Below are 26,452 nucleotides of genomic sequence, written 5' to 3' on the forward strand. Positions count from 1 at the left end.
CCGGCGTTATACCGGCATTTTAAAAAAAGAAGAGAAAATTAAACTTCTACACCTTCAAATAATAAGGTGCTTAAATAACGTTCAGAAGCGGACGGTAAAATCGCTACGATCTGTTTATCGGCAAATTCCGGTAACTTCGCTAAACGATCCGCCGCTGCTACCGCTGCACCGGACGAGATACCGACTAAGATACCTTCTTCCGCCATAATTCGGCGTGCGGTTGCAATCGCTTCTTCGCTGGAAACTTGTTCTACACGGTCGATTAAACTTAAGTCTAAGTTTTTCGGAATAAAACCTGCGCCAATACCTTGGATTTTATGCGGACCCGGTTTAACTTCTTCGCCGTTTAAGGTTTGTGTAATAACCGGTGATTCTTTCGGTTCAACCGCAACGGAAATAATCTGTTTGCCTTGATCTTGTTTAATATAGCGAGAAATACCGGTAATCGTACCGCCAGTTCCCACGCCTGCTACGATCACATCCACTTTACCTTCGGTCGCATTCCAAATTTCCGGACCGGTTGTTTGTTGGTGAATTGCCGGGTTCGCCGGATTTTCAAACTGTTTTAAAATCACATAACGGTTCGGATCGCTTGCGACGATTTCTTCCGCTTTAGAGATCGCCCCTTTCATCCCTTTCGAGCCTTCGGTTAAAACCAAGTTTACACCTAAACCGCGTAATAAACGTTTACGTTCGGTACTCATCGTTTCCGGCATAGTTAGGGTAATTTTATACCCATGAGCCGCTGCCACGTAAGCAAGAGCGATACCGGTATTACCGCTGGTCGCATCTACGATTTCTTTGCCTTTGGTCAGAATACCGTCTTTTTCCGCTTGCCATACCATATTGGCACCAATGCGGCATTTCACGCTAAAACTTGGGTTACGAGATTCGATTTTTACTAATAAGTTGCCGTTTTGACCGAAGTTTTTTAAACGAACAATCGGGGTATTACCGATAGTATATGAGTTGTCTGCATAGATTGTCATAGGGTTGTTCCTTTAGTTTGAATTAAGATTTCTTAGCAAGCATACGATATTTTTCCGAAAGATGTTAGTGGCGAAAAATCATTTAATATAACGGAAAGGAATATGAAATTGACTTGTTCAAAAGACGAGGAGAATCACACTAAAAAAGCGGTCGGATTTTACAATTTTTTTGCAAAATCCGACCGCTTGTATAGGCTAAATACACTGCGAATTATTTCAATTCACGCGCGCCTTGGTTATCGACTTTACAGATATGAATAAAGCCTTCGTTGTTTTGTAGATACTCTTTTTCAAGATAAGCGGCCAGTTTTTGAGCGTGTTCCAAATCCGGCGCAATGGCAAACATTGTCGGGCCCGAACCGGAAATACCTACTGATAATGCGCCGAGATCTTTACAGCCTTGGCGAACTTCGGCAAAGTTCGGCAATAGATTTTCACGATACGGCTCGGCAATTAAATCCTTCATCATTGTCGCCGCTAAGATATCTTGATGCGTATGACAAGCGTGTACGAACGAACCGAGGTAACGCGCCTGTTGAATCATATCTTGACGAGTATAGTTTTTCGGTAAAATCGCTCGAGCTTCCGCCGTTGAAACTTCAACGCCCGGATAAGCGAGTACCCAATACCATTCGTCAAAGAACGGAATGGTTTGGCAAATATTACCGAGCGATTGCGTCATTAACTGCAAACCGCCTAAATAGCAAGGTGCGACGTTGTCGTAGTGGATTGAGCCGGAAATTCGTCCTTCCAATTCGCCCATCATTTCCAATAATTCCATTTTAGAAAACGGTTCGTCATGGAATTTATTCAGTGCAACCAATGCCGCTACGATTGAACAGGCGCTTGAACCTAAACCGGAACCAATCGGCATATTTTTTTCAAGGGTAAGACGTAAGTTTTTGACTGAACCGCCGCGTAATTTCAAGCGTTCGCTAAATAATACGTAGGCTTGATAAACAATATTTTTTTGCGGCTCTTTTGGTAATTTACGCACGAAATAACCGGCGCTTTCCAGCTCAAAAGCGGTTTCGCAATCTTCAATTTGTACTACGTCACCGAGTAACGAGCCGTCAATCGGTGAAATCGCCGCACCTAACGAGTCAAAACCGACACTTAGATTGGCACTTGATGCCGGAGCATAAATTCGTAATGTCGTCATTAGTTTGAACCTCCGTGTAATGTACGCAGAATATCGGCAAAAATACCGGCGGCAGTTACGTCCGTACCTGCACCGTAACCTCTTAATAAGAGCGGAATCGGGCTATAGTAACGGGTTAAGAATGCCAGCGCATTTTCACCGTCTTTTACTTTATAAAGCGGGTGATTTTCATCTACCGCTTCAATAGCAACACGACATTTATCGCCGGTAATCGAACCGACATAGCGTAATACTTTACCTTCCGCTTTAGCCGCTTGAACTCGTTCATTAAACTGTGCGTCGATTTCCGGCAAGACTTTTAAGAATTCTTCTTTACTCATACCGTCCGAGAAGCCCTTCGGTAGTACGCCTTCCACTTCAATATCGTCGAATTCCAGTGCCAAACCGGTTTCGCGCGCAAGAATCAATAGTTTACGAGCGACATCCGCACCTGAAAGGTCATCACGCGGATCCGGCTCGGTAAAGCCTTTTTCTTTTGCGATTAACGTTGCTTCCGAAAGGCTTAAACCTTCGTCTAATTTACCGAAAATAAATGAAAGCGAGCCGGATAAAATCCCCTCGAATTTTTCCACTTCGTCACCGGCAGCCAACAAGTTTTGTAAGTTTTCAATAACCGGTAAGCCTGCGCCTACGTTCGTTTCGTATAAGAATTTATGCTGACCTTGGCGAGCAGCTTCACGTAATTCTTGGTAATATCGGTAACTACCGGTATTGGCTTTCTTGTTTGGGGTAACAACGTGGAAACCTTCTTTTAACGCTCGGGTATAAAGGTTTGCTACCGATTGCGCCGCGGTACAATCGACAAATACCGGATTTACTACGTGGTGTAACTTAATAAACGAGAGTAAAACGTCGAAATCGGACGGTTGGGTTGCCGTTTCTAAATCGCTTTTCCAATTATCTAAATTTAAACCGTTTTCGTTGAGGAGCATTTTATCCGCATTCGCCAATGCGCATACACGGATTTCAATATCCTTCTTTGCTAAAAATTCTTTTTGTTGTTTGATTTGATCGATAAGTTCGCTTCCGACTCCGCCTACACCGACTAGAAAGACTTCAATCGATTTTTTATTGCTGAATAAACCTTGATGGGTCGCTTTAACCGCTTCAATCGCTTTATTCATCGGCACTACCGCTGAAATTGAACGCTCGGACGAACCTTGTGCAATGGCAACGATGCTGATATTAGCTTGTGCCAGTGAAGAGAAGAAACGAGCGGCAATTCCCTTTGCGGTACGCATACCGTCACCGACTACCGAGATGATAGAAAGCTCACGGATCATATCAATCGGATCCAAATCGCCTTTACTTAACTCTTGAGCAAATTCCGCATTTAAGCAAGCGGTCGCTTTTTCCTCAAATTTTGCAGGTACGCAGAAACTGATACTGTATTCGGAAGAAGATTGAGTAATTAGAATGACCGAAATGCCGGCTTTCGACATAGTCGAGAATACGCGAGCCGCCATACCGACCATACCTTGCATACCGGCACCGGATACGTTAAACATTGCAACATTATCAAGATTAGTAATGCCTTTTACTTTTAAACCGTCAGTCGCTACGTTGCCGTCGATTAATGTGCCTTTCGCATCAGGATTTGCGGTATTTTTAATTAAACATGGAATATTTAACGGCACTAACGGACCGATAGTACGAGGGTGAATGACTTTCGCACCGAAGTAAGAAAGCTCCATCGCTTCTTGATAACTCATTGATTCTAAACAAATCGCTTCAGGCACTAAGCGAGGGTCACAAGTATAAACACCGTCCACATCCGTCCAAATTTCGCAACAATCCGCTTTTAAACAAGCGGCTAAACATGCTGCCGAATAGTCGGAACCGTTACGACCGAGTAAGACCAGTTCACCGTTTTCATTACCAGCGGTAAAACCTGCCATTAATACGACATTTTTCTTTGGAATCGAATTAGCATCGACACGTTTGGTTGATTCGGCAATATCGACGGAGGATTCTAAATAACTGCCGTGCGCTAATAATTTTTCGACAGGATCAATACGAGTAACTTCATAACCTTTTGCTTCAAACCACGCTTGCATCATTGCAATCGATAGTTTTTCGCCACGGCAGTGAATCGTCGCCGCAACACTATCCGGTAATGATTTGCTTTTTGCCGCTTCACTTGCCACACTTTGAATTTGTGCGAGTTCCGCTTCTACTAAAGCTAATAAGCCTTCACGATCAACCTTATTATTGATTGCGTATAATCCGTTGATGATATTGTGGAAAATTTCGGTGGCTTCTTTTAGGTTGGATTCGAATGATTCGCCTGCAATCGCTTTATCGACAATTGCAACAAGGTGGTTGGTGATTTTTGCCGGTGCGGAAAGTACGCCTGCGGCTTGATCTTTCAAATGCGCCTTTTCAATAATATCCGCCGCTTGGATAAAACGCTCCGGGTTTGCAAGGGATGTACCGCCAAATTTAAGAACTCGCATAATTTCTCCTGATGATTTTAGATATTGGTATTTGCAAATTTGGATATAAAAAAACCCGCTTGCTAGCGGGTTCCGTTTGTTTCTTGCCGTTTTACTGGTACACACCCCCGCACTATGCCTTACACATAATGGTCATAATGCCGTCGGTGGTAATCATTGTAAAACGCGCCATAATCCTTGTTACTCTGTATATTGTTGAATCAATATTTCAATGGTTTGAGAGAATGGGGGAAAGCGTTTGGTTTGTCAATGGTTTTTTTTAGAAATAAAAGCTTGAGATAAAAATAGTTTTATCAAGCGATAGAAAAATTCTATTTTTTTGATTTAGATTAAAAAATTATGTCTTCTTAAGTCTATTTTTGGTATATTTGATACGATTTTTATTCACCTAACAAAAAGGACCCTAAAAATGGCATATCAATTACCAGAGTTAGGCTACGCTTATGATGCGTTAGAGCCACATTTCGATAAAGCAACGATGGAAATCCATCATACTAAACACCACCAAACCTACGTAAATAATGCAAATGCGGCGTTAGAAGCTCATCCGGAGCTTTTAGAAAAATGCCCGGGTGCGTTAATTAAAGATTTAAGCCAAGTGCCTGCTGAGAAACGTACTGCGGTACGTAACAATGTCGGCGGTCACGTAAACCACACGCTTTTCTGGAAAGGCTTGAAAACTGGTACGACTTTACAAGGCGCATTAAAAGATGCGATCGTACGTGATTTCGGTTCGGTAGAAGCGTTCCAAGCGGAATTTGAAAAAGCGGCGGCAACGCGTTTCGGTTCAGGTTGGGCATGGTTAGTGGTTGAAGGCGGTAAATTAGCGGTTGTTTCAACGGCAAACCAAGATAACCCGATTATGGGTAAAGAAGTTGCGGGCGTTTCAGGTTTCCCTATTTTAGCTTTAGACGTTTGGGAACACGCTTACTACTTACATTACCAAAACCGCCGTCCGGACTACATCAAAGCGTTCTGGAACGTGGTAAACTGGGACGAAGCGGCTCGTCGTTTTGAAGAACACGCTTCACACTGCGGTTGTGCAAAATAATTAAGATTGAGTTTTCTTAATCTAAGCGAATAAATAAGCGGTCGTTTTTGCAAATTTTCTTGTAAAAACGACCGCTTTTTATATGAATTATTCGTATTCAAAAATTACCCGTGGGGTAAGTTTGGTAATCAATTCATAGCTGATTACCCCGATATGTTGTGCGACTTCCTCAATTAACAGATCTTTGCCCCAAAAAATCACTTCATCACCGACTTTATCTTGACTGTCTGCTCCGAGATCAACGGTCAGCATATCCATCGAAACACGACCGACAATCGGTACGATTCGTCCGTTTACTAAAACCGGCGTGCCTTCCGGCGCATTGCGCGGATAGCCGTCACCGTAACCCATTGCCACCACACCTAATTTAGTGTCTTTATCACTTACCCAAGCACCGCCGTATCCGACCGGTTCGCCCGCTTTATGCGTTCTGACCGCAATTAAGGAAGACGCGAGCGTCATTACCGGTTTGAAGCCTAAATCGGTAATCGGCGTATAGTGCGGAGAAATACCGTGCATAATAATACCGGGACGAACCCAGTCATAATGCGCCTGTTTCCAATATAAAATACCGCTCGAAGCGGAAATACTGCGTTCGTGTGTAGGATAAGGAGAGGTCGCCGCTTCAAATACGGCGATTTGTTTTTCGGTATAACCGCAATCCGGTTCGTCCGCTCGGCTAAAATGGCTGACAAAGCTAATACTTTCCACTAACGGACAGGCCTTTAAGCGTTGATAGAACATATCAACTTTTTCGGGATGTACGCCGAGGCGGTGCATACCGGTATCAATTTTTAACCAAACATTAATCGGAAAATAAATTTTCGCCTTGCGTTTCCAAAAGCCTTTTTGTTGTTCTTGTTGCCATTCTTTGGCAACTTGTTCGAGAAGTTCAAGTTGTTCTTGGCAATGTATAACGGTATCGAATCGTCTGGAAAGGGTCTTCAGTAATTCTTCTCGATCAAAGAATCCTTCGATTAATAAAATCTTGCCGGTGTAACCGGTTTCTTGAATTTCGAGCGCTTCCCTTAAACGTGCGACCCCGAATCCTTCAACCAAATCGGCGAGCGTGTCGGCGGCAGGCAATAATCCTTGCCCGTAAGCATTCGCTTTGATCATGGCAAGCAGTTTTTGTTGAGGTGCGAAGGTTTTTATCAGTTCTATATTATGGCGGAGAGCCTCTCGGCTAATAGTTGCTGTTGCTGGTTTCATTACTTTTTTTGATGATTTCATTTGAAAGTAAAGATAATTATACGCTCGATGAGAATAAATGGACAATGAATAATGAACATCGGATAATTCTAAGCAGATTAAGTTTAGAGGATTTTATTTATGCTGACGCTTTTATATGAGTTAAAAGAAACGAATGTGATTTCCGAATTGGATTATCAATTCGCTAAAATGATTGATCGTAAACAGCAAAGTTATCCCTATACCGAACAACAAAAAAACTTGGCGGTATTGCTTGCCGCATTAGTTTCTTTTCACGTAATGCAAGGTCATGCGGCTATTCGTTTGGATTCTCAAGCCTCACGGTTTTTTTTCGGTTTATCAAATCGAAATGAGGAAAAGGCGCTTAATGATGAAATTTTGCAAAAAATCGGCGGAATCACGCCGCTTGAATGGCAGGGCGTATTACAAAATCATATTGCCTTTAGTTCGGATCCTATACAAGTTGCACCGATGCTGTTTCAGCATGGACTACTTTATTTTTATCGTTACTGGCAGGCGGAAAATAATATCGCGAATTACTTAGTCAAAGCGGTCGAATTTTCGCAAGAAATTGCAAATGCGGAATTAGATAAACAGATTATTGAAAAATTATTTGAAAAATCCGATGAAATAAATTGGCAAAAAGTGGCGGTTGCTACCGCAATCAAGAAAAAGTTTAGTGTCATTTCCGGCGGGCCGGGAACCGGTAAAACTACAACGGTCGCCAAATTATTAGCTGCGTTGCAAGAAAAACAGCTACGTAGCGGTAAAGCAATGTTGAATGTTGCGCTTGTTGCACCGACAGGAAAAGCGGCGGCACGTTTAAAAGAGTCAATCACATTAAGTTTAAGCGTGCTTAATTTGAATTTTGAAATTCCAACGACCGCCTCGACAATTCATCGTTTGTTAGGAATACGTCCGCAAAGTGATGAGCCTCGTTATCACTCAAAAAATCCGTTACATATTGATCTTTTAGTGGTGGATGAAGCGTCTATGATTGATCTTTTCTTAATGGAAAAATTAATGGCGGCATTAAAACCGAATACCCGATTAATTATTTTAGGCGATAAAGATCAGCTTGCGTCGGTTGAAGCCGGAGCGATTATGGGAGAACTCGGAGCGTTTCTTCAACAGGGATATAGCCGGAAACATTGCGATTATTTGAATCAAGTTACCAAGTATCAATTAGTTCCGAAAGAAAAATCATTACCTATTTGCGATTCGTTATGTCATTTGAAAAAAAGTTATCGTTTTGACGCTAATTCCGGAATCGGTCAGTTGGCGAAACTGGTTAATGAAAAGCAAGCGGTTGAATCTTGGCAACTTTTTGCAAAAGGCTCAGCGGATTTATCTTTGATCGAATATGCACACACTTCGGATTTCCCGGAAAAACAGCAGTGGATTCAAAATTGCGTGAAACAAATAACAGATAAAGCGGTCGAACTTTATAAGGAATATCTAACGCTTGTTAAACAACGTTACAATAATCCGACGAAAGTGTCGGTAAATGAAATTTTCGAGGTTTTTCAAAAAGTAAGATTCTTATCCGCATTGCGTATAAGTGAATTGGGCGTAGAGCAATTAAATAAAAGGATAGAAACGGCATTAGCGACGGCAAAACTGATTTCTTTAGAACAAAGTAAAAATTACTATATCGGTAAACCGTTACTCATTACACAGAACTCGCCGCAAAATCATATTTATAGCGGCGATATAGGGATTATCTTACCGGATGAGAACGGAATATCGAGAGTTTATTTTGATACGAAAATTGACGATGGATATTTAAGTCTTTCTCTGAATAGACTTCCCGAATTTGAACCGGCTTATGTAATGACGGTTCATAAGTCGCAAGGTTCTGAATTCGAACATACCTTACTGATAACGCCATTGCACTTTGCACCGGTTATGAGTAAAGAATTAATTTATACGGCGATTACCCGAGCTAAAAAGCATTTTACTTTATTCGGAGAAAAACAAGTTTGGTTACAGGCGGTGAATAATAATCTTCAGCGTCAAAGCGGATTAAAAGCACAATTAATGCACTTGTTCAGTTAAAATAATATGCGAATTGTATTAAATCTGTTCTTTCAATCACTTTTTCAAGATTTTTTTGCAAAAAGAACTTGCAAGGAATTCAGATTTCTCTATAATGCATCCCACACAACGACGCACTGTTGTGAATGAGAAGTAAATGCAGTGCGTCGTTCTTTTTTGTTCTTTAACAACTTATCAGACAATCTGTGTGGGCACTTGTTGATTGACTTGATTTAAAAAATATTTTTAATTTTGAAGTCTTAATAGGTGCTTAAACTAGAAATTCATATTTTTCAGTTTTCTTAACGTTGAGTTAGGAAAGCGAAGTGAACTTAGCTAAGCAGAATATTGAGCGATTAAACTTTTTGAATTGAAGAGTTTGATCATGGCTCAGATTGAACGCTGGCGGCAGGCTTAACACATGCAAGTCGAACGGTAACGGGAAGGGAGCTTGCTTTCTTTGCCGACGAGTGGCGGACGGGTGAGTAATGCTTGGGAATCTGGCTTATGGAGGGGGATAACTACGGGAAACTGTAGCTAATACCGCGTAATATCTATGGATTAAAGGGTGGGACTTTCGGGCCACCTGCCATAAGATGAGCCCAAGTGGGATTAGGTAGTTGGTTAGGTAAAGGCTGACCAAGCCGACGATCTCTAGCTGGTCTGAGAGGATGACCAGCCACACTGGAACTGAGACACGGTCCAGACTCCTACGGGAGGCAGCAGTGGGGAATATTGCACAATGGGGGGAACCCTGATGCAGCCATGCCGCGTGAATGAAGAAGGCCTTCGGGTTGTAAAGTTCTTTCGGTAGCGAGGAAGGTATCAAATTTAATAGATTTGGTAATTGACGTTAACTACAGAAGAAGCACCGGCTAACTCCGTGCCAGCAGCCGCGGTAATACGGAGGGTGCGAGCGTTAATCGGAATAACTGGGCGTAAAGGGCACGCAGGCGGTTGATTAAGTGAGATGTGAAAGCCCCGGGCTTAACCTGGGAATTGCATTTCATACTGGTCAACTAGAGTACTTTAGGGAGGGGTAGAATTCCACGTGTAGCGGTGAAATGCGTAGAGATGTGGAGGAATACCGAAGGCGAAGGCAGCCCCTTGGGAATGTACTGACGCTCATGTGCGAAAGCGTGGGGAGCAAACAGGATTAGATACCCTGGTAGTCCACGCTGTAAACGCTGTCGATTTGGGGATTGGGCTTTAAGTCTGGTGCCCGAAGCTAACGTGATAAATCGACCGCCTGGGGAGTACGGCCGCAAGGTTAAAACTCAAATGAATTGACGGGGGCCCGCACAAGCGGTGGAGCATGTGGTTTAATTCGATGCAACGCGAAGAACCTTACCTACTCTTGACATCCATGGAATCTTATAGAGATACGAGAGTGCCTTCGGGAACCATGAGACAGGTGCTGCATGGCTGTCGTCAGCTCGTGTTGTGAAATGTTGGGTTAAGTCCCGCAACGAGCGCAACCCTTATCCTTTGTTGCCAGCGATTAGGTCGGGAACTCAAAGGAGACTGCCGGTGATAAACCGGAGGAAGGTGGGGATGACGTCAAGTCATCATGGCCCTTACGAGTAGGGCTACACACGTGCTACAATGGCGTATACAGAGGGAAGCAAGATGGCGACATGGAGCAAATCTCACAAAGTACGTCTAAGTCCGGATTGGAGTCTGCAACTCGACTCCATGAAGTCGGAATCGCTAGTAATCGCAAATCAGAATGTTGCGGTGAATACGTTCCCGGGCCTTGTACACACCGCCCGTCACACCATGGGAGTGGGTTGTACCAGAAGTAGATAGCTTAACCGAAAGGGGGGCGTTTACCACGGTATGATTCATGACTGGGGTGAAGTCGTAACAAGGTAACCGTAGGGGAACCTGCGGTTGGATCACCTCCTTACCAGAAATTGAGCGACAGCGAGTGTTCACACAGATTGTTTGATAGAAAGAAGACGAAAACGGATATAATCCGGCATCCTTTTGGGTCTGTAGCTCAGGTGGTTAGAGCGCACCCCTGATAAGGGTGAGGTCGGTGGTTCAAGTCCACTCAGACCCACCACTCAAAACGAGTGAAAGCTGAAAGGTGTGATTATATTGAGTTATGATGTATGGGGATATAGCTCAGCTGGGAGAGCGCCTGCCTTGCACGCAGGAGGTCAGCGGTTCGATCCCGCTTATCTCCACCAATCATCATGACTAAGTGAATAAGTGAAAGATTTGTTTATTTAGTCATGATGATAAGTCAAATTATTGTCTTAAATTGTTCTTTAAAAAATTGGAAACAAGCTGAAAACTGAGAGATTTTCGAAAGAAAGTCTGAGTAGTAAAAGATAAGTAATTATCTTGAAAATCTTAGCTGAACAAAAGCAGCTAAGTGTTTAGTTGAATAAAGTATCGCGTTGAATGCGTTCAAATAAAATTTGAAAATATTTGAAAACATTTGAGGTTGTATAGTTAAGTGACTAAGCGTACACGGTGGATGCCTTGGCAATCAGAGGCGAAGAAGGACGTGCTAATCTGCGAAAAGCTTGGATGAGTTGATAAGAAGCGTTTAATCCAAGATATCCGAATGGGGAAACCCAGTAGATGAAGAATCTACTATTATTAAGTGAATACATAGCTTAATAAGGCAAACCGGGAGAACTGAAACATCTAAGTACCCCGAGGAAAAGAAATCAACCGAGATTCTGTAAGTAGCGGCGAGCGAAAGCGGAAGAGCCTGTTAGTGATAATGGTTTTGTTAGGAGAATGAGCTGGGAAGCTCAATCGTAGAGGGTGATAATCCCGTATCCGAAAACATTATTATGGTACTAAGCTAACGACAAGTAGGGCGGGACACGAGAAATCCTGTTTGAAGATGGGGGGACCATCCTCCAAGGCTAAATACTCCTGATTGACCGATAGTGAACCAGTACTGTGAAGGAAAGGCGAAAAGAACCCCAGTGAGGGGAGTGAAATAGAACCTGAAACCGTGTACGTACAAGCAGTGGGAGCAAGAGAAATCTTGTGACTGCGTACCTTTTGTATAATGGGTCAGCGACTTATATTTTGTAGCGAGGTTAACTGAATAAGGGAGCCGAAGGGAAACCGAGTCTTAACTGGGCGATTGAGTTGCAAGGTATAGACCCGAAACCCGGTGATCTAGCCATGGGCAGGTTGAAGATTGGGTAACACTAATTGGAGGACCGAACCGACTAATGTTGAAAAATTAGCGGATGACTTGTGGCTGGGGGTGAAAGGCCAATCAAACCGGGAGATAGCTGGTTCTCCCCGAAATCTATTTAGGTAGAGCCTTGAGCGGACACCTTCGGGGGTAGAGCACTGTTTCGGCTAGGGGTCCATCCCGGATTACCAACCCGATGCAAACTGCGAATACCGAAGAGTGATACTCAGGAGACACACGGCGGGTGCTAACGTCCGTCGTGGAGAGGGAAACAACCCAGACCGCCAGCTAAGGTCCCAAAGTACTAGTTAAGTGGGAAACGAAGTGGGAAGGCTTAGACAGCTAGGATGTTGGCTTAGAAGCAGCCATCATTTAAAGAAAGCGTAATAGCTCACTAGTCGAGTCGGCCTGCGCGGAAGATGTAACGGGGCTAAAACTAGTCACCGAAGCTGCGGCATCAATGGAAACATTGTTGGGTAGGGGAGCGTTCTGTAAGCGGACGAAGGTGAATCGAGAGGTTTGCTGGACGTATCAGAAGTGCGAATGCTGACATAAGTAACGATAAAACGAGTGAAAAACTCGTTCGCCGGAAGACCAAGGGTTCCTGTCCAACGTTAATCGGGGCAGGGTGAGTCGGCCCCTAAGGCGAGGCTGAAAAGCGTAGTCGATGGGAAACGGGTTAATATTCCCGTACTTGGTATAACTGCGATGTGGGGACGGAGAAGGTTAGGTTATCGCACTGTTGGATGTGCGTTTAAGCCGGTAGGTGGGTGTTTTAGGCAAATCCGGAACACCATTCAACACCGAGAAGTGATGACGAGGTTCTACGGAACTGAAGTAACCGATACCACGCTTCCAGGAAAAGCCACTAAGCTTCAGGTTATACTAAACCGTACTATAAACCGACACAGGTGGTCAGGTAGAGAATACTCAGGCGCTTGAGAGAACTCGGGTGAAGGAACTAGGCAAAATAGCACCGTAACTTCGGGAGAAGGTGCGCCGGCGTAGATTGTAGTGATTTACTCACGAAGGTTGAACCGGTCGAAGATACCAGCTGGCTGCAACTGTTTATTAAAAACACAGCACTCTGCAAACACGAAAGTGGACGTATAGGGTGTGATGCCTGCCCGGTGCTGGAAGGTTAATTGATGGTGTTATCGAAAGAGAAGCTCCTGATCGAAGCCCCAGTAAACGGCGGCCGTAACTATAACGGTCCTAAGGTAGCGAAATTCCTTGTCGGGTAAGTTCCGACCTGCACGAATGGCATAATGATGGCCAGGCTGTCTCCACCCGAGACTCAGTGAAATTGAAATCGCCGTGAAGATGCGGTGTACCCGCGGCTAGACGGAAAGACCCCGTGAACCTTTACTATAGCTTGACACTGAACATTGAATTTTGATGTGTAGGATAGGTGGGAGCCTTTGAAGATGACACGCCAGTGTTGTTGGAGGCGTCCTTGAAATACCACCCTTTAACGTTTGATGTTCTAACGAAGATTGCGGAACGCGGTCTCGGACAGTGTCTGGTGGGTAGTTTGACTGGGGCGGTCTCCTCCCAAAGCGTAACGGAGGAGCACGAAGGTTTGCTAATCACGGTCGGACATCGTGAGGTTAGTGCAATGGTATAAGCAAGCTTAACTGCGAGACGGACAAGTCGAGCAGGTGCGAAAGCAGGTCATAGTGATCCGGTGGTTCTGAATGGAAGGGCCATCGCTCAACGGATAAAAGGTACTCCGGGGATAACAGGCTGATACCGCCCAAGAGTTCATATCGACGGCGGTGTTTGGCACCTCGATGTCGGCTCATCACATCCTGGGGCTGAAGTAGGTCCCAAGGGTATGGCTGTTCGCCATTTAAAGTGGTACGCGAGCTGGGTTTAGAACGTCGTGAGACAGTTCGGTCCCTATCTGCCGTGGGCGTTGGAGAATTGAGAGGGGCTGCTCCTAGTACGAGAGGACCGGAGTGGACGCATCACTGGTGTACCAGTTGTCTCGCCAGAGGCACTGCTGGGTAGCTACATGCGGAAGAGATAAGTGCTGAAAGCATCTAAGCACGAAACTTGCCTTAAGATGAGTTCTCCCAGTCTATAAGACTGTAAGGGTTGTTGGAGACTACGACGTAGATAGGTGTGGTGTGTAAGCGTAGTGATACGTTGAGCTAACACATACTAATTGCCCGAGAGGCTTAACTATACAACGCTCAAGTGTTTTTGGGCGTGAAGCGAAGTTAAATGCTAACAAGAACTAAAGAAGACAAAAAACGAAAAAATCAGTGACGGCTTGTTTCGAATTTAAGAAGAAAAGAACAAAGGGAAAGACAGATAAAGAAGACGAAAGACATCAACAGAATATTCTGGCGACCAGAGTGCTGTGGCTCTACCTGACTCCATTCCGAACTCAGAAGTAAAACGCAGTAACGCCGATGGTAGTGTGGGGTTTCCCCATGTGAGAGTAGGGCATCGCCAGATTGAATTTAGCGCGAAAGCGAAAACGAAGCAAGAAACCCTGTGGTTAGCGATAACTACGGGGTTTTTGCTTTTTTACAATAGTTTTAACAGAATCATTCTTTGTTCATTCATTCTTCATTTTTTCTTTAGTTTCTTTGTTTCTTCCTTTTGACCTACCTTTTATAAATTTCCTAAGCTTATAATTCCCCAGTGATAGACTATTTTAGTCAAACGGCTCCAACTAGGGTATTTGTAAAACAACAAAGAAATTTGACCGCTTATAGTTTAAATGTATTAAAGAAGATTATGGTAGAGAAATAAGATAGAAAGAAAAACGGCTAGAAGTAAAATTCTAGCCGTTCTGCATTTTTTTAGTAATTATTTTACCGGAGCCTGAGCAAGTAATTTAGTGAGCAATTTCCAATAAATTTCAACTGCGGGGATATGCACTTTTTCATCCGGAGAATGGGCGTTTTGGATTGTCGGTCCGATAGAAACCAAATCCATATTAGGATAAACCTTTTTGATTAGTCCACATTCTAATCCGGCATGAATAACTTTAACTTGAGCTTCATAACCTAATACTTCATCATAAATTGCTTTGGTTAATGGCGTAATTCGTGACTGAGTATCGGGTTCCCAACCCGGATAATTTCCGGAGAATGCTACTTTTGCGCCCGTTAATGCGGCAAGAGAATTGATTTTTCCTCTCACATCTTCTTTTCCGCTTTCGATTAATGAACGAGCTAAAATCGTTGCGGTGAGCTGTTGTTCCTCAATTTTGACTAAGCCGATACTTAATGAGGTTTCTACCACATCTTTGACAACATCACTATTACGGATAATGCCGTTTGGCAATACATTAAGTAAATGGATTACTTTTTGAGTTGATTCAATGGTTAATGATTGATTCGGTAATTGACTCGGCTCAATTTCAAGTTTCAAATTAGCTTCCGCTAATCTCAGTTCGTTTTGAATTTTCTTCGCTAATTCGGTTAAATAAGCGATTACATTTTGTTGATGATTTGCAGCAACAGTTAAGGTTACTTGAGCTTCACGTGGAATCGCATTACGTACAGAGCCGCCTTTTAAAGCAGAAATTTGAATCGGATAATGTGTTTGTATCTCCGCTAAGATTCTTGCCATTAATTTGATAGCGTTAGCTCTCGTTGTATGGATATCACAGCCGGAATGTCCGCCTTGTAAGCCTTTTAAAGTAATTTGCAATGCAGAATCGTGAGCATTTGTTTCATATTGAAGCGGAAGTGATAAGTTGATATTTTCACCACCGGCACAACCAATATAAATTTCGCCGTTTTCTTCGGTATCGGTATTAATCATGATATCTGATTTTAACCAATTCGGACGTAAGCCTAAAACCCCTTCCATACCGACTTCTTCACTCATCGTCAGTAAGATTTCAAGAGCCGGATGGGCAATATCGTCAGCCTCTAATACGGCTAGGCAAGAAGCAAGCCCGATGCCGTTATCGGCACCGAGAGTCGTGCCTTTGGCTTTGACCCATTCTCCGTCAATGTAAGGTTGAATAGGATCTTTGAGAAAGTCGTGCTGTGCTGCGGCATTTGCTTGCGGAACCATATCCAAATGAGCTTGAAGTGCGATAGTACAGCGATTTTCCATACCTTGCGTAGCCGGTTTACGAATTAATACGTTGCCAGCTTCATCGCGTTCGGCAAATAAATTTTTAGATTTTGCCCAATCAACGATAAATTCCGCCAGTTGATTTTCATGGTATGAAGGATGAGGAATTGCGCAGATTTTATCAAACCATTGCCATAATAAGGTTGGAGAAAGTTTTGTGATTTCAGACATATTTACCTCTAATAACTTATAGGCGGTCAAAATTTCGTAAAATTTTGCAAAAATTAGACCGCTATTGTTGAAGAATAATGGAAATGATAGCACGAATGCGCATTTTAGGTTAGAATAACGCAATTTTTTTATTCGGTGCCTTGACACCGCTTTTTTTTATCTAGGACTTTGTATGAGTGAAAAATACACAAACGAAAAATATGTTGTAACTTGGGATATGTTCCATATGCACGCCCGTAAATTAGCGGAACGTCTTTTACCCGCATCACAATGGAAAGGGATTATTGCGGTAAGTCGCGGAGGTTTGTTCCCGGCGGCGGTATTAGCGCGTGAATTAAGTATCCGTCATGTTGAAACCGTATGTATTTCCAGCTATGACCATGATGAACAAGGCGAATTAAAAGTATTACACGCGGCGCAAACAGACGGCGAAGGTTTCATTGTTGTGGACGATTTGGTTGATACCGGTAATACGGCAAAAGAAATTCGCAAAATGTATCCTAAAGCGAAATTCGTAACCGTATTCGCTAAACCGGCAGGTACACCGTTAGTGGACGATTATGTAATTGATATTCCTCAAGAAACGTGGATTGAACAACCTTGGGACTTAGGCATCACATTTGTTCCGCCTCTCGCACGTAAGTAATTCGTGAATAATGGAGAACTGATTAAAAAAATTGGTTCTCCATTTTCAATGGTAACTTTTTCATTTAAATAATAAATAATGTTATGTTAGGTAATCTTTACATTCTTTCCGCACCAAGCGGTGCCGGTAAATCCTCATTGATTAATGCGTTATTAGCGGATTTACCTCGTTCGGAAGTTCAACTTTCTGTTTCGCATACTACGCGTAATCCTCGTCCGGGAGAGGAACATGCGGTACATTATTATTTTACTCATCATGCGGAATTCGAATCGTTAATCGAGCAAGGGCATTTTTTAGAATGGGCTGAAGTATTCGGTAATTATTACGGTACATCTTTGCCGATGATAGAAAAGAGTTTAGAGAACGGCATTGATGTCTTTTTAGATATCGACTGGCAAGGTGCACGTCAAATTCGTAATAAAGTTCCGAATGTAAAGACTATTTTTATTTTACCGCCTTCTCGTGAGGAATTGGAAAAACGTTTAATCGGAAGAGGTCAAGATTCGGCAGAAACAATCGGTAAAAGAATGGCCGAGGCCGTATCGGAAATGTCTCATTATAATGAGTTTGACTATGTGATCGTAAATGATGATTTCCAAACCGCATTAAGTGAGTTAAAAAGTATTTTAACTTCCGAGCGTTTAAAACAAGCTTCTCAAGCGGTTCGATATGAAAAATTAATTCGTCAATTACTTTCGAAATAAGCGGTCTGAATTGAGAAAAAATTTACCCGAATAAACTATATTTTATTCTAAATCGGCTGAGTTATTCTTTCCCCGATTGATAGCAGTTTGTAGGAAACAATATGAAACTTTCAAAATTAGCTTTAACACTCTCCGTTGTACTTGCCTTATCGGCTTGTTCAACCACAAAATTAAGTGCGGACGGTTCGCTTGAACAAGCGCAGGCGACATATCAACAATATGAAGAAATTACCAAACAGTTCCAAATTAATGAGCAATGGTGGCAAGGTTATAATGACAGCCAGTTAAATTCGTTAGTTGAGCAAGCGATTGCCAATAACTTGGATTTAGCTAAAAGCGCCATTGCAGTAAACCGAGCGCTTTATAATGCGAATTTAGTCGGCGCGAATCTAGTACCGACGTTTAGCGGATCAGGTTCTTCATCTGCAGCGAAAGGTGTCGGTTCCACATCGAATCAAATTTCAACCGGCATATCGACTATTTCACATACGGCAAGTTTTAAGTTAAGTTATACGCTTGATTTATGGCAACGTTTGGCTGATGCGGCAAGTGCGGCGGAATGGGAGCATAAAGCTACGGTTGAAGATTTAAAAGCGACACGTCTTTCATTATTAAATTCGGTCGTTTCTACTTACTACCAAATTGCTTATTATAAAGATGCCATCGCAGTGATTGAGCGTACCATTAATAATTATCAGCAAATCTCAACGATTTTAAATAATAAATATGCCGCAGGTGCAATCGATCGTTTAGCGGTGGAACAAGCTCAGCAGGCAACGTTAAACGCGCGTAATAGTTTAATTTCGGAGCGTACCAATCTTAAAACGGCAGAGCAGACATTGCGTAATTTGTTAAATTTAAAACCGAATCAAGCGTTACCTACTCGTTATCCGAGTATTTTAGGTGTTAAATTGCAAGGAATCGATTTAAATGTACCGGTATCGGCAATCGCAAATCGCCCGGATGTTGTAGCCCGTTTAAACCGTTTACAAAGCGCATTTAAATCGCTTACCGCAACAGAAAAAAGTTGGTTCCCGACAGTTACGCTTGGCGGTTCGATTTCGGCAAGCGCCTCAAAAGTCGCAAATATTAGCGATAATCCGGTCGGTAACGGTGTGATTTCATTTGATTTACCGTTTTTAGATTGGAATCGTGTGAAAAATAACGTGAAAATTTCCGAGTCGGATTATATGACGGCGAAATTAAATTATGAACAGACGGTGACCAGCGCATTAAATGAAATTGATCAGCACTACTACGCTTATCAACAATCACTCAGCAGTTATGCGACCCTACAACAAGCATACGAGCATGATAAACGTATCAGTAACTATTATAAAAATCGTTATGAACAAGGCGTATCCGAGTTCCGTGAATGGATTAGCGCACTAAATACGGAATTAAATTCCCAGCTTTCCATTTTGAATCAGAAATATATGATTCTATCGAATGAAAATACGGTTTATCAGTCTATGGCGGGTAAATATAGAAGATAGTATTGCGCTAACAAAAAAGCACGAAATAAAAGTTTCGTGCTTTTTTACTATTTTTTATTTTGTTCGGCGGCTCGTTTACGGCGAATTTCTTTCGGATCGGCAATTAACGGACGATAAATCTCAATACGATCACCGTTTTCCACCATATCGGTAAGTTTAACCGGACGGCTAAAAATACCGACCTTGTTCGTTCGTAAATCAATTTCGGTATATTTTTCTAGAATGCCGGATTGTAAAATCACATTTTGTACACTAGTAGGCGCATCTAATGTGATTTTTTTTAAAAAATGTTTATTCGGATAGGCAAAAAGCACTTCTACTTCGATTTTCTCTATATCAGACACCGTACACCTCTTTTGCGCGTTGTTTAAAAGCATTGACCATTTTTAATGTCAGCTCATTAAATATTTTGCCGAATACCATTCCCACGACAGGATTTGAAAATTCAAATTCTAAATAAAGCGATATTTTACAGCTTTGCTCGTCAAACGGCTGAAAGTTCCAAGCGCCTTGCAATTGTCGAAACGGACCATTAACCAATTTCATTTCGATCCGTTCGTTAGGGAGCATTTTATTATGTGTGCTAAAACTTTGACTGATACCTAACTTTTGAATTTGTAATTCGGCTTCAAGCTCATTATTTCCGCGACTAATGGTTTTGGCACCGATACAGCCGGATAAAAACTGCGGATATTTTTCGTAATCGTTTACGAGTTGATACATTTGCTCGGCGCTATAAGGCACAAGCGAAGATTGATTGACAATAGGCATATTCTTTCTCTTTGTAAGCGGTCTTATTTTACTAAATTTTTGTATTGCTATAAAGAAACGCTTTTGATTTGAAGGTATACATTTTGCCCGTTTTTTAATGCCAATTCATCGAATGACCATAAACTGATACTCGCCCATATTATGTGACTATCAACTAATACGGCAATATCCATTCGATCCGAATGCGGAATAATCTCCGTAATTTTCCCTGTCAATATATTACGAATCGAACTTGGATTCGGTTCTTCTAAACTGATCGAAACGTCTTTGCTGGCAATTATCAGGCGTAACTTATCGCCGATGTGATAATGCAGCGTTTCATTTATCCAAATTTTTTGCGAACCGAGTGCCAAACTGAGCATCTTATAAGTCGATTGATACGAGCTAATCGGTAATTCTAATAAACTGACTTTTTGCGAATCCGGTTGCCAAGCCGTAAAAGCCGGATGGTGCCACACGTTAGCCACACTATCGAAAAGCGTAACTTTACCTTGTTCGAGCAGAATAAGATTATCGGCTAAGCGAATAATTTCATCTAGGCTATGACTGACATATAAAATCGGAATTTCAATTTGAGCGGCAAGTTTACTCAAATAATTCATTAATTCTTGTTTGCGAGGTAAATCTAAAGCCGACAATGGTTCGTCCATTAGCAATAATTGCGGTTCGCTTAATAATGCCCTGCCAATCGCAACACGCTGCTTTTCGCCGCCGGAAAGACTCGCCGGAAAGCGTGTGAGTAAATGCTCGATTCCCAGTAATTGTACGATTTGCAAAAAATGAGCGGAATCCGACCGCTTGTAGCCGTATTTGAGATTATTTTCCACCGTATAATGCGGGAAAAGTCGATGTTCTTGAAACACATAGCCGATTTTTCGCTTTTCCGGTGCGAGATTAATCCGCTGTTCGCTATCAAATAAAGTTTGTTGATTAAGCCGGATATAACCTTTCTGCGGTGTAGATAAGCCGGCGATTAGATTGATTAAACTGGATTTACCGGCTCCGGAACGTCCGAAAATCGCGGTAACGCCTTTATTTGGAATATCTAACTTTACCGCTAATTTAAGTTGTCCGAGTGTTTGATGTAGATTTAATTGAAGCATAAGTTAATTCAGTAAGCGTTTTTGCTTTTCCGCAAACCATTCGGAAGCAAATAGTGCAATTAAGGAAATCATAATCGAAACGGCACATAAGCGTGCGGCAGCCAGTTCGCCGTCCGGCGTTTCAATAAAGGTAAAGAGTGCGGACGGAATGGTTTGAGTTTGATTCGGAATATTGGAAACAAAGGTAATTGTCGCACCGAATTCACCGAGCGAACGAGCAAAGCCGAGTACCGCACCGGCGATAATCCCCGAATAGGAAAGCGGTAACGTAAGAGTAAAAAACACTTTTAACGGTGGTGCGCCTAAGGTTCTGGCGGCTTGTTCCAATTTCGGATCGACCGCATCTAAGGTCAGGCGAATCGATCTGACCATTAACGGAAATGCCATCACCATTGAAGCAAGCACTGCTCCTTTCCAAGAAAAACTGAACGAAAATTCAAACCATTGCCATAAATACTGACCGATTACGCCTTTTTTCGCCATTGAAACTAATAACAGATAACCAATCACGACCGGCGGTAAAACCAGAGGTAAATGCACGATGCCGTTTAATAAATTTTTGCCCCAAAATTGCTTACGGGAGAGCAACCATGCGGTAAAAATCGCTAACGGTAATGATAAAGCCACTGCTAATAAAGCGACTTTCAAACTTAAGAAAATGGCATCAAGTTCTTGAGGGGTAAAATTAAACATGATTTACCAACCGTTGATAAGAAGAAAAGGAATAACTTTTGGCTATCCCTTTTGTAAGATTAATTAATCGGATAAAAACCGGCAGCTTTAAATTTCGCTTTGGCTTCCGGTGAATAAAGGAAATCTAAAAATGCTTTGGCTTGTGCTTTATCACTGAGAGTTGCCGCAGGATAAACGATTTCTCCGTAACTTTCGGTCGGGAAAATCGCAATTACTTTGACTTTATCGGATATTTTCGCATCGGTAGAATACACGATACCTAGCGGTGATTCCCCACGTTCGACAAACGAAAGTGCATCTCGCACATTTTTTGCTCGAGCAAGTTTTGGCTCGACTTGTTGCCATAAGCCGTAATGTTCCAAGGCTTTTTTGGCATATTTGCCTGCAGGTACGTGAGCCGGATCGCCGACCGATAAATAGCTGTTTGCTAAAATTTTGGTGAAATCGACCGCTTGTATATCGCTTGTCGTTAATGAACTGTCTTTCGGCGCAATCAAAACAAGATCATTTTTAACGAGATGACGGATATTTTGAGTTTTGGCGGGTTGTTTTTCTTTTAGATATTCCATCCATTTTAGATCCGCGGAAACAAATACGTCCGCCGGCGCATCTTGTTCAATTTGTTTGGCGAGTACCGAACTGGAGGCGAAAGAAAAAATCACTTTATCATTCGGGTATTGCTTAGCAAAATCTTGATTAATTTCTTGCAATACATTGCTCATTGATGAGGCGGCAAAAACGGTAATGTTTTGAGCGAAAGCAAAAGCCGATGAAAGCGCCGATATTCCGATAAGTAAAGTTTTAGATAATCGTTTCATATTGAAATTCCTTTAAAACGTTTAACACGAGAGCAAGCGGTCGGTTTTTCGCTGACTTTAGCAAATATCTCTCGTGTTATCCTTGGCAAAGAAAATCAGCTACGAAGCCCGACGCCCTTCTCAATCAATGAAAAGGCGATATAGTATAGCACGGTAATAAATGAGATTAACACCACAAACGTATAGGACACCGACACATCACTAATACCTAAAAAACCGTAACGGAAGCCGTTAATCATATACACAATCGGATTGAATTTGGAGACGGTTTGCCAAAACTCCGGTAAAAGTGAAATAGAGTAAAAAACACCGCCTAAATAAGTGAGCGGTGTAAGTACGAAAGTCGGAATTAAGCCGACATCATCAAAGGATTTGGCATATACCGCATTAATTAATCCGCCGAGCGCAAAAGCCACGGTTGTCATTAACAAGGTCAGTAAAATAATCGTCCACGAGTGAATATCAAACGAAACGAAGCAAAGCGCGACTAACATGACTAAGATGCCGGCTAAGCCGCCTCGTACGATACTCCCCATCACATAACCCCAAATAATATTATGTGTAGAGAGCGGAGAAACCAGTAATTCTTCAAAATTACGGGTAAATTTACTGAGGAAAAAAGACGAAGCGGTATTCACGTAAGAAGCGGTAATCGCATTCATCATAACTAGTCCCGGTGCAATAAATTGCATATAACTTACGCCATTCATTTCGCCGATACGACCGCCGATCAGTTTACCGAAAATCAGAAAATAGAGTGTGGTGGTAATAATCGGCGGAACAAGCGTTTGTCGCCAAATACGAATAATGCGGCGAGATTCCTTGGCGGAAAGGGTAAAAAATCCAGTTAAATTCATATATTAATTTGCCATTTTCATAAAGAGTTCTTCAAGACGGTTAGACTTGTTGCGCATACTAAGCACTTCGACATCTTGTTGTGCGATTTGATGGAACAGATTGGTTAAACCTTGTTCTCGTTTTACTTCGACTTCCAACGTATTTTCATCTAACCATTGAGTCGGGTAACCTTTTATTTCAAGCGGTTGGTTTTCCGATTTTTTTTGCAAATCCAACACGAAGGTTTCCGTTTCCAATTTGGAAAGCAAGGCTTTCATCGAGGTATTTTCAACCAATAAGCCGTTTTGAATAATGCCGATATGACGACAAAGATTCTCGGCTTCTTCTAAATAGTGAGTAGTTAAAATAATAGTCGTACCTTGTTGATTCAATTCACGTAAAAAGTCCCATAAACTGCGACGTAACTCAATATCGACTCCGGCGGTAGGTTCGTCTAAAATCAGTAATTTCGGATTGTGCATTAAAGCACGAGCAATCATAACTCGGCGTTTCATACCGCCTGAAAGCTCTCGAGTGAGATGATGACGTTTTTCCCAAAGATCGAGTTTTTTCAACCAAGTTTCGGCGCTAACCGTCGCTTCTTTCTGAGAAATACCGTAATAACCGGCTTGTTGAGTTAATACGTCAATCACTTTTTCAAACTGATTGAAGTTAAATTCTTGCGGTACAAGCCCGATTTGCTGTTTGAGCTGAATTTTTTGCGTATCGAGATCGTAACCAAAGACTTTTACGCTACCGCTCGTTTTATTTACCAGAGAACTGATAATTCCGATAGTCGTCGATTTACCCGCACCGTTATGTCCAAGTAGTGCGTAAAAATCGCCCTGTTCTACGATGAGATCGATTCCTTTTACCGCTTGCACGCCGGTCGGGTAGGTTTTAATAAGATTGGTAATTTCTAAAGCGTTCATTATTCTTTATTCTCTGCAACGGCTCGAATCGTACTTTCATCGATTTCCGCATCAAAAGTTTGGCGTAACAGCATTAATTTTTCATCATGAGTAAGTGCTTTTTTCGCTTCGAGCGTTAAATTTTCAAAAATGGCGCGACGAATTTCAAGCGGTGTTTTATGTTCCGCACTTTTGCCGATACTCAATTCATAGCTAAAGCCTTTTTCTTGCAAGGCGGTTGCTAGGCTTTGACGAGATTCGGCATTGTCCAAGTGTGCCATTGCCGGTTTAAGAATGAGCTTAAGCCGTTCACCTTGTTTTTCGGCTAAATAGCTGTTTAACGCCACTTGGCGAGATAAGCCGCCGAGCTTTAACTCATTTACAATTTTGCACCATTCGTCTTGCTCGCAAGATAATGCAATGGTTTTTGCGACTAATTCCGGCGTACGTTCTTGTAGGATTGCTTGCTTGATATCGGACGGTTTGGTACTTTCGTTTTGGGTTTCTAATTCGGGATTGAGCCACGTCCAACGATAATCTTCATCACTTAGCGGTTTTGCCGCTTGCTGTGTCGGTTGAGGCCGAGATTGTGCCTGTTGCTCGGTTGCCAAATTCATAAAACGCTCTTGTAAACTTGGCGTTTTTTGTGGATTCGCTCGGCTTGCGGGTAGAGTAGCCGGTTTAACTAACTCAGGCTTTTTTTTTTCGTTTTGAGCCAGTTGTGCCTGAGTTTGCTGTAATTGCTTACGGGCTTGCATTGCCGCAAGAGCGGGTGATACCGGTGTAGAACCGCTTTCAGTCGTATTTACGGCTGGTTGTTGGTAAGCGGTTGGATTTTCCGGCATTTTTGCAACAGGTTGTGTTGCAACATTTTGGACAGAATTAACCGCTTGTTGCGTATGATTCTGGTTTAAACGAGCTTTGAGCTGTTCAATATTCTGTTGAGGTGTATGAGGTTGCGCGCTTGTTGCTTTCGCCGCTTCCATTACCGGATGACGATTGAGCTCTTCGGTACGTTTCGGATGGAAAGCCAATGCTCGTAAAATGGTCATTTCCACACCGGCACGTTGTTCCGGTGCGAATTCCAATTCTTTCTTACCGTTAAGCATTAATTGGTAGAAAAACTGTACGTCTTCAGGCGCAATTTGTTTCGCTAAAAAATGTAGCTGAGTTTGTTCCTGCCCGTTATTTTTGAGCAACTGAAGCATCGCAATTTGGTGCAAAGTTTGAGCTATATCAGAGAGTAATTGCGACCAATCAATCCCTTTTTCCGCCACAGATTGAATAACCGCCATCGCTTTTTCACCGTCTGCTTGAGCAAGTGCGGTAACTAATTCGATTGGCTGATGATCATCAATTAAACCGAGCATTTGTTGCACGATAGGTAAACTAATATTAGCGTTACTTACCGCAATAGCTTGGTCGGTTAAACTTAATGAGTCACGAATACTGCCTTGAGCGGCTTTTGCCAATTTTTCAATGGCGGCTGACTCGTAGGGGATATTTTCCTGTTGCAGGATAAATTCGAGATGGTTTGCGATCTGAGCTTGATCTAATGCACGCAAATGGAATTGCATACAACGGGATAAGATCGTGATCGGAAGTTTTTGCGGATCTGTTGTCGCCAGTAGGAACTTCACGTATTCCGGCGGTTCTTCAAGCGTTTTAAGTAACGCATTGAAACTGTGACGAGAGAGCATATGCACTTCGTCAATCAGGTAAACTTTAAAGCGTCCGACGGTCGGTTTGTATTGAACGTTATCAAGCAGTTCACGAGTGTCTTCGACTTTGGTGCGTGAAGCCGCATCAATTTCAATCAGATCAATAAAGCGACCTTCTTCGATAGCTTTACAATTTGCACATTCACCACAGGGAGTTGCGGTGATACCGGTTTCGCAGTTTAAGCCTTTTGCAAATAGACGTGCAATTGAGGTTTTACCTACTCCGCGCGTACCGGAAAACAGGTAGGCGTGATGAAGTCTGCCTTCTCGCAGACCATTTTCTAGTGCGGATAAAACGTGTTGCTGTCCGACAACTTCCGAAAAACGTTGCGGACGCCATTTACGGGCTAAAACTTGATAACTCATTGCGACTCTTATTTAGCACGGAATGCACG

Annotated in this window: 18 protein-coding genes, 2 tRNA genes and 3 rRNA genes; 10 read left to right on the forward strand and 13 right to left on the reverse strand. The window is 42.5% G+C overall.

Features of this window, described 5'->3' with window-relative positions; all coding sequences use genetic code 11:
- Positions 1 to 38 precede the first annotated feature (38 nt).
- From cysK to thrA, 3 genes are all read right to left on the reverse strand, one after another.
- Positions 39 to 989: a cysteine synthase A gene (cysK, locus tag DRF63_RS01285; protein WP_005596105.1), complete on the reverse strand. Its 951-nt coding sequence runs from the start codon at positions 987 to 989 to the stop codon at positions 39 to 41.
- Positions 990 to 1,200: 211 nt separating this feature from the next.
- Positions 1,201 to 2,151 carry a homoserine kinase gene (gene thrB / locus DRF63_RS01290; RefSeq protein WP_005596106.1) on the reverse strand — a complete coding sequence of 317 codons (951 nt, stop codon included), beginning with the start codon at positions 2,149 to 2,151 and terminating at the stop codon, positions 1,201 to 1,203.
- Positions 2,151 to 4,607 carry a bifunctional aspartate kinase/homoserine dehydrogenase I gene (thrA, locus tag DRF63_RS01295; RefSeq protein WP_005596107.1) on the reverse strand — a complete coding sequence of 819 codons (2,457 nt, stop codon included), beginning with the start codon at positions 4,605 to 4,607 and terminating at the stop codon, positions 2,151 to 2,153. Before thrA ends, thrB begins: the two co-directional genes overlap by 1 nt.
- 409 nt (positions 4,608 to 5,016) lie before the next feature.
- Between thrA and sodA the strand changes: the two genes are divergently transcribed.
- Positions 5,017 to 5,658 (forward strand): superoxide dismutase [Mn], encoded by a 642-nt coding sequence (gene sodA, locus DRF63_RS01300; RefSeq protein ID WP_005596109.1) that lies wholly within the window; start codon positions 5,017 to 5,019, stop codon positions 5,656 to 5,658.
- A gap of 87 nt (positions 5,659 to 5,745) precedes the next feature.
- Here the strand turns inward: sodA and alr are convergent, their stop codons facing one another.
- Positions 5,746 to 6,870 carry an alanine racemase gene (gene alr, locus DRF63_RS01305; protein ID WP_005600308.1) on the reverse strand — a complete coding sequence of 375 codons (1,125 nt, stop codon included), beginning with the start codon at positions 6,868 to 6,870 and terminating at the stop codon, positions 5,746 to 5,748.
- A 120-nt stretch (positions 6,871 to 6,990) separates the two neighbouring features.
- Between alr and recD the strand changes: the two genes are divergently transcribed.
- From recD to rrf, 6 genes are all read left to right on the forward strand, one after another.
- A complete protein-coding gene (gene recD / locus DRF63_RS01310) occupies positions 6,991 to 8,928 on the forward strand; it encodes an exodeoxyribonuclease V subunit alpha (protein ID WP_005596113.1) in 1,938 nt (645 codons plus the stop codon).
- 346 nt (positions 8,929 to 9,274) lie between these two features.
- Positions 9,275 to 10,816 (forward strand): 16S ribosomal RNA (locus DRF63_RS01315).
- Between the two features lie 82 nt (positions 10,817 to 10,898).
- Positions 10,899 to 10,975, forward strand: a tRNA-Ile gene (locus DRF63_RS01320).
- Positions 10,976 to 11,026: 51 nt separating this feature from the next.
- A tRNA-Ala gene (locus tag DRF63_RS01325) sits at positions 11,027 to 11,102 on the forward strand.
- 266 nt (positions 11,103 to 11,368) lie between these two features.
- Positions 11,369 to 14,270, forward strand: a 23S ribosomal RNA gene (locus DRF63_RS01330).
- 159 nt (positions 14,271 to 14,429) lie between these two features.
- Positions 14,430 to 14,545: ribosomal RNA gene (gene rrf, locus DRF63_RS01335) — 5S ribosomal RNA — on the forward strand.
- Together the 16S, 23S and 5S rRNA genes with 2 tRNA genes alongside form the textbook arrangement of a ribosomal RNA operon.
- Before the next feature lie 357 nt (positions 14,546 to 14,902).
- On the opposite strand, the gene DRF63_RS01340 is transcribed toward rrf, so the two are convergent.
- On the reverse strand, positions 14,903 to 16,357 hold the full coding sequence (locus tag DRF63_RS01340; RefSeq protein WP_005618992.1) for an aminoacyl-histidine dipeptidase: 1,455 nt from the start codon (positions 16,355 to 16,357) through the stop codon (positions 14,903 to 14,905).
- A 172-nt stretch (positions 16,358 to 16,529) separates the two neighbouring features.
- Here DRF63_RS01340 and gpt point away from each other — a divergent pair, with 172 nt between their 5' ends.
- The 3 genes from gpt to tdeA all read left to right on the forward strand — a co-directional run bounded on the left by gpt (position 16,530) and on the right by tdeA (position 19,203).
- The gene (gene gpt, locus DRF63_RS01345) at positions 16,530 to 17,003 is read left to right on the forward strand and encodes a xanthine phosphoribosyltransferase (RefSeq protein WP_005596130.1); all 474 of its coding nucleotides are present in this window, start codon (positions 16,530 to 16,532) and stop codon (positions 17,001 to 17,003) included.
- An 83-nt stretch (positions 17,004 to 17,086) separates the two neighbouring features.
- Positions 17,087 to 17,707, forward strand: coding sequence for a guanylate kinase (gene gmk, locus DRF63_RS01350; RefSeq protein ID WP_005596134.1), 621 nt, complete (start codon positions 17,087 to 17,089; stop codon positions 17,705 to 17,707).
- A 101-nt stretch (positions 17,708 to 17,808) separates the two neighbouring features.
- Positions 17,809 to 19,203 carry a toxin/drug exporter TdeA gene (gene tdeA / locus DRF63_RS01355; RefSeq protein WP_005596137.1) on the forward strand — a complete coding sequence of 465 codons (1,395 nt, stop codon included), beginning with the start codon at positions 17,809 to 17,811 and terminating at the stop codon, positions 19,201 to 19,203.
- A gap of 47 nt (positions 19,204 to 19,250) precedes the next feature.
- Here the strand turns inward: tdeA and DRF63_RS01360 are convergent, their stop codons facing one another.
- From DRF63_RS01360 to dnaX, 8 genes are all read right to left on the reverse strand, one after another.
- Positions 19,251 to 19,580 carry an RnfH family protein gene (locus tag DRF63_RS01360; protein ID WP_012478312.1) on the reverse strand — a complete coding sequence of 110 codons (330 nt, stop codon included), beginning with the start codon at positions 19,578 to 19,580 and terminating at the stop codon, positions 19,251 to 19,253.
- Positions 19,540 to 19,974, reverse strand: a complete 435-nt coding sequence (locus DRF63_RS01365) for a type II toxin-antitoxin system RatA family toxin (protein WP_005596141.1) — start codon at positions 19,972 to 19,974, stop codon at positions 19,540 to 19,542. Before DRF63_RS01365 ends, DRF63_RS01360 begins: the two co-directional genes overlap by 41 nt.
- A 47-nt stretch (positions 19,975 to 20,021) precedes the next feature.
- Complete coding sequence (modC, locus tag DRF63_RS01370; RefSeq protein ID WP_005596143.1) at positions 20,022 to 21,077, reverse strand: molybdenum ABC transporter ATP-binding protein ModC; 1,056 nt, start codon at positions 21,075 to 21,077, stop codon at positions 20,022 to 20,024.
- Positions 21,078 to 21,080: 3 nt separating this feature from the next.
- A complete protein-coding gene (gene modB, locus DRF63_RS01375) occupies positions 21,081 to 21,770 on the reverse strand; it encodes a molybdate ABC transporter permease subunit (protein WP_005596144.1) in 690 nt (229 codons plus the stop codon).
- 59 nt (positions 21,771 to 21,829) lie between these two features.
- Entirely contained in the window at positions 21,830 to 22,588 is a 759-nt protein-coding gene (modA, locus tag DRF63_RS01380) for a molybdate ABC transporter substrate-binding protein (RefSeq protein WP_005596146.1), read from the reverse strand.
- A 95-nt stretch (positions 22,589 to 22,683) separates the two neighbouring features.
- Positions 22,684 to 23,445 carry an ABC transporter permease gene (locus DRF63_RS01385; RefSeq protein WP_005596149.1) on the reverse strand — a complete coding sequence of 254 codons (762 nt, stop codon included), beginning with the start codon at positions 23,443 to 23,445 and terminating at the stop codon, positions 22,684 to 22,686.
- 3 nt (positions 23,446 to 23,448) lie between these two features.
- Positions 23,449 to 24,357 (reverse strand): ABC transporter ATP-binding protein, encoded by a 909-nt coding sequence (locus DRF63_RS01390; RefSeq protein WP_005596150.1) that lies wholly within the window; start codon positions 24,355 to 24,357, stop codon positions 23,449 to 23,451.
- Positions 24,357 to 26,423 (reverse strand): DNA polymerase III subunit gamma/tau, encoded by a 2,067-nt coding sequence (gene dnaX / locus DRF63_RS01395; RefSeq protein WP_005596152.1) that lies wholly within the window; start codon positions 26,421 to 26,423, stop codon positions 24,357 to 24,359. The genes DRF63_RS01390 and dnaX overlap by 1 nt, the downstream gene beginning before the upstream one ends.
- Positions 26,424 to 26,452 lie beyond the last annotated feature (29 nt).

Source organism: Actinobacillus pleuropneumoniae, from assembly GCF_003290385.1.
Lineage (GTDB): Bacteria > Pseudomonadota > Gammaproteobacteria > Enterobacterales > Pasteurellaceae > Actinobacillus > Actinobacillus lignieresii.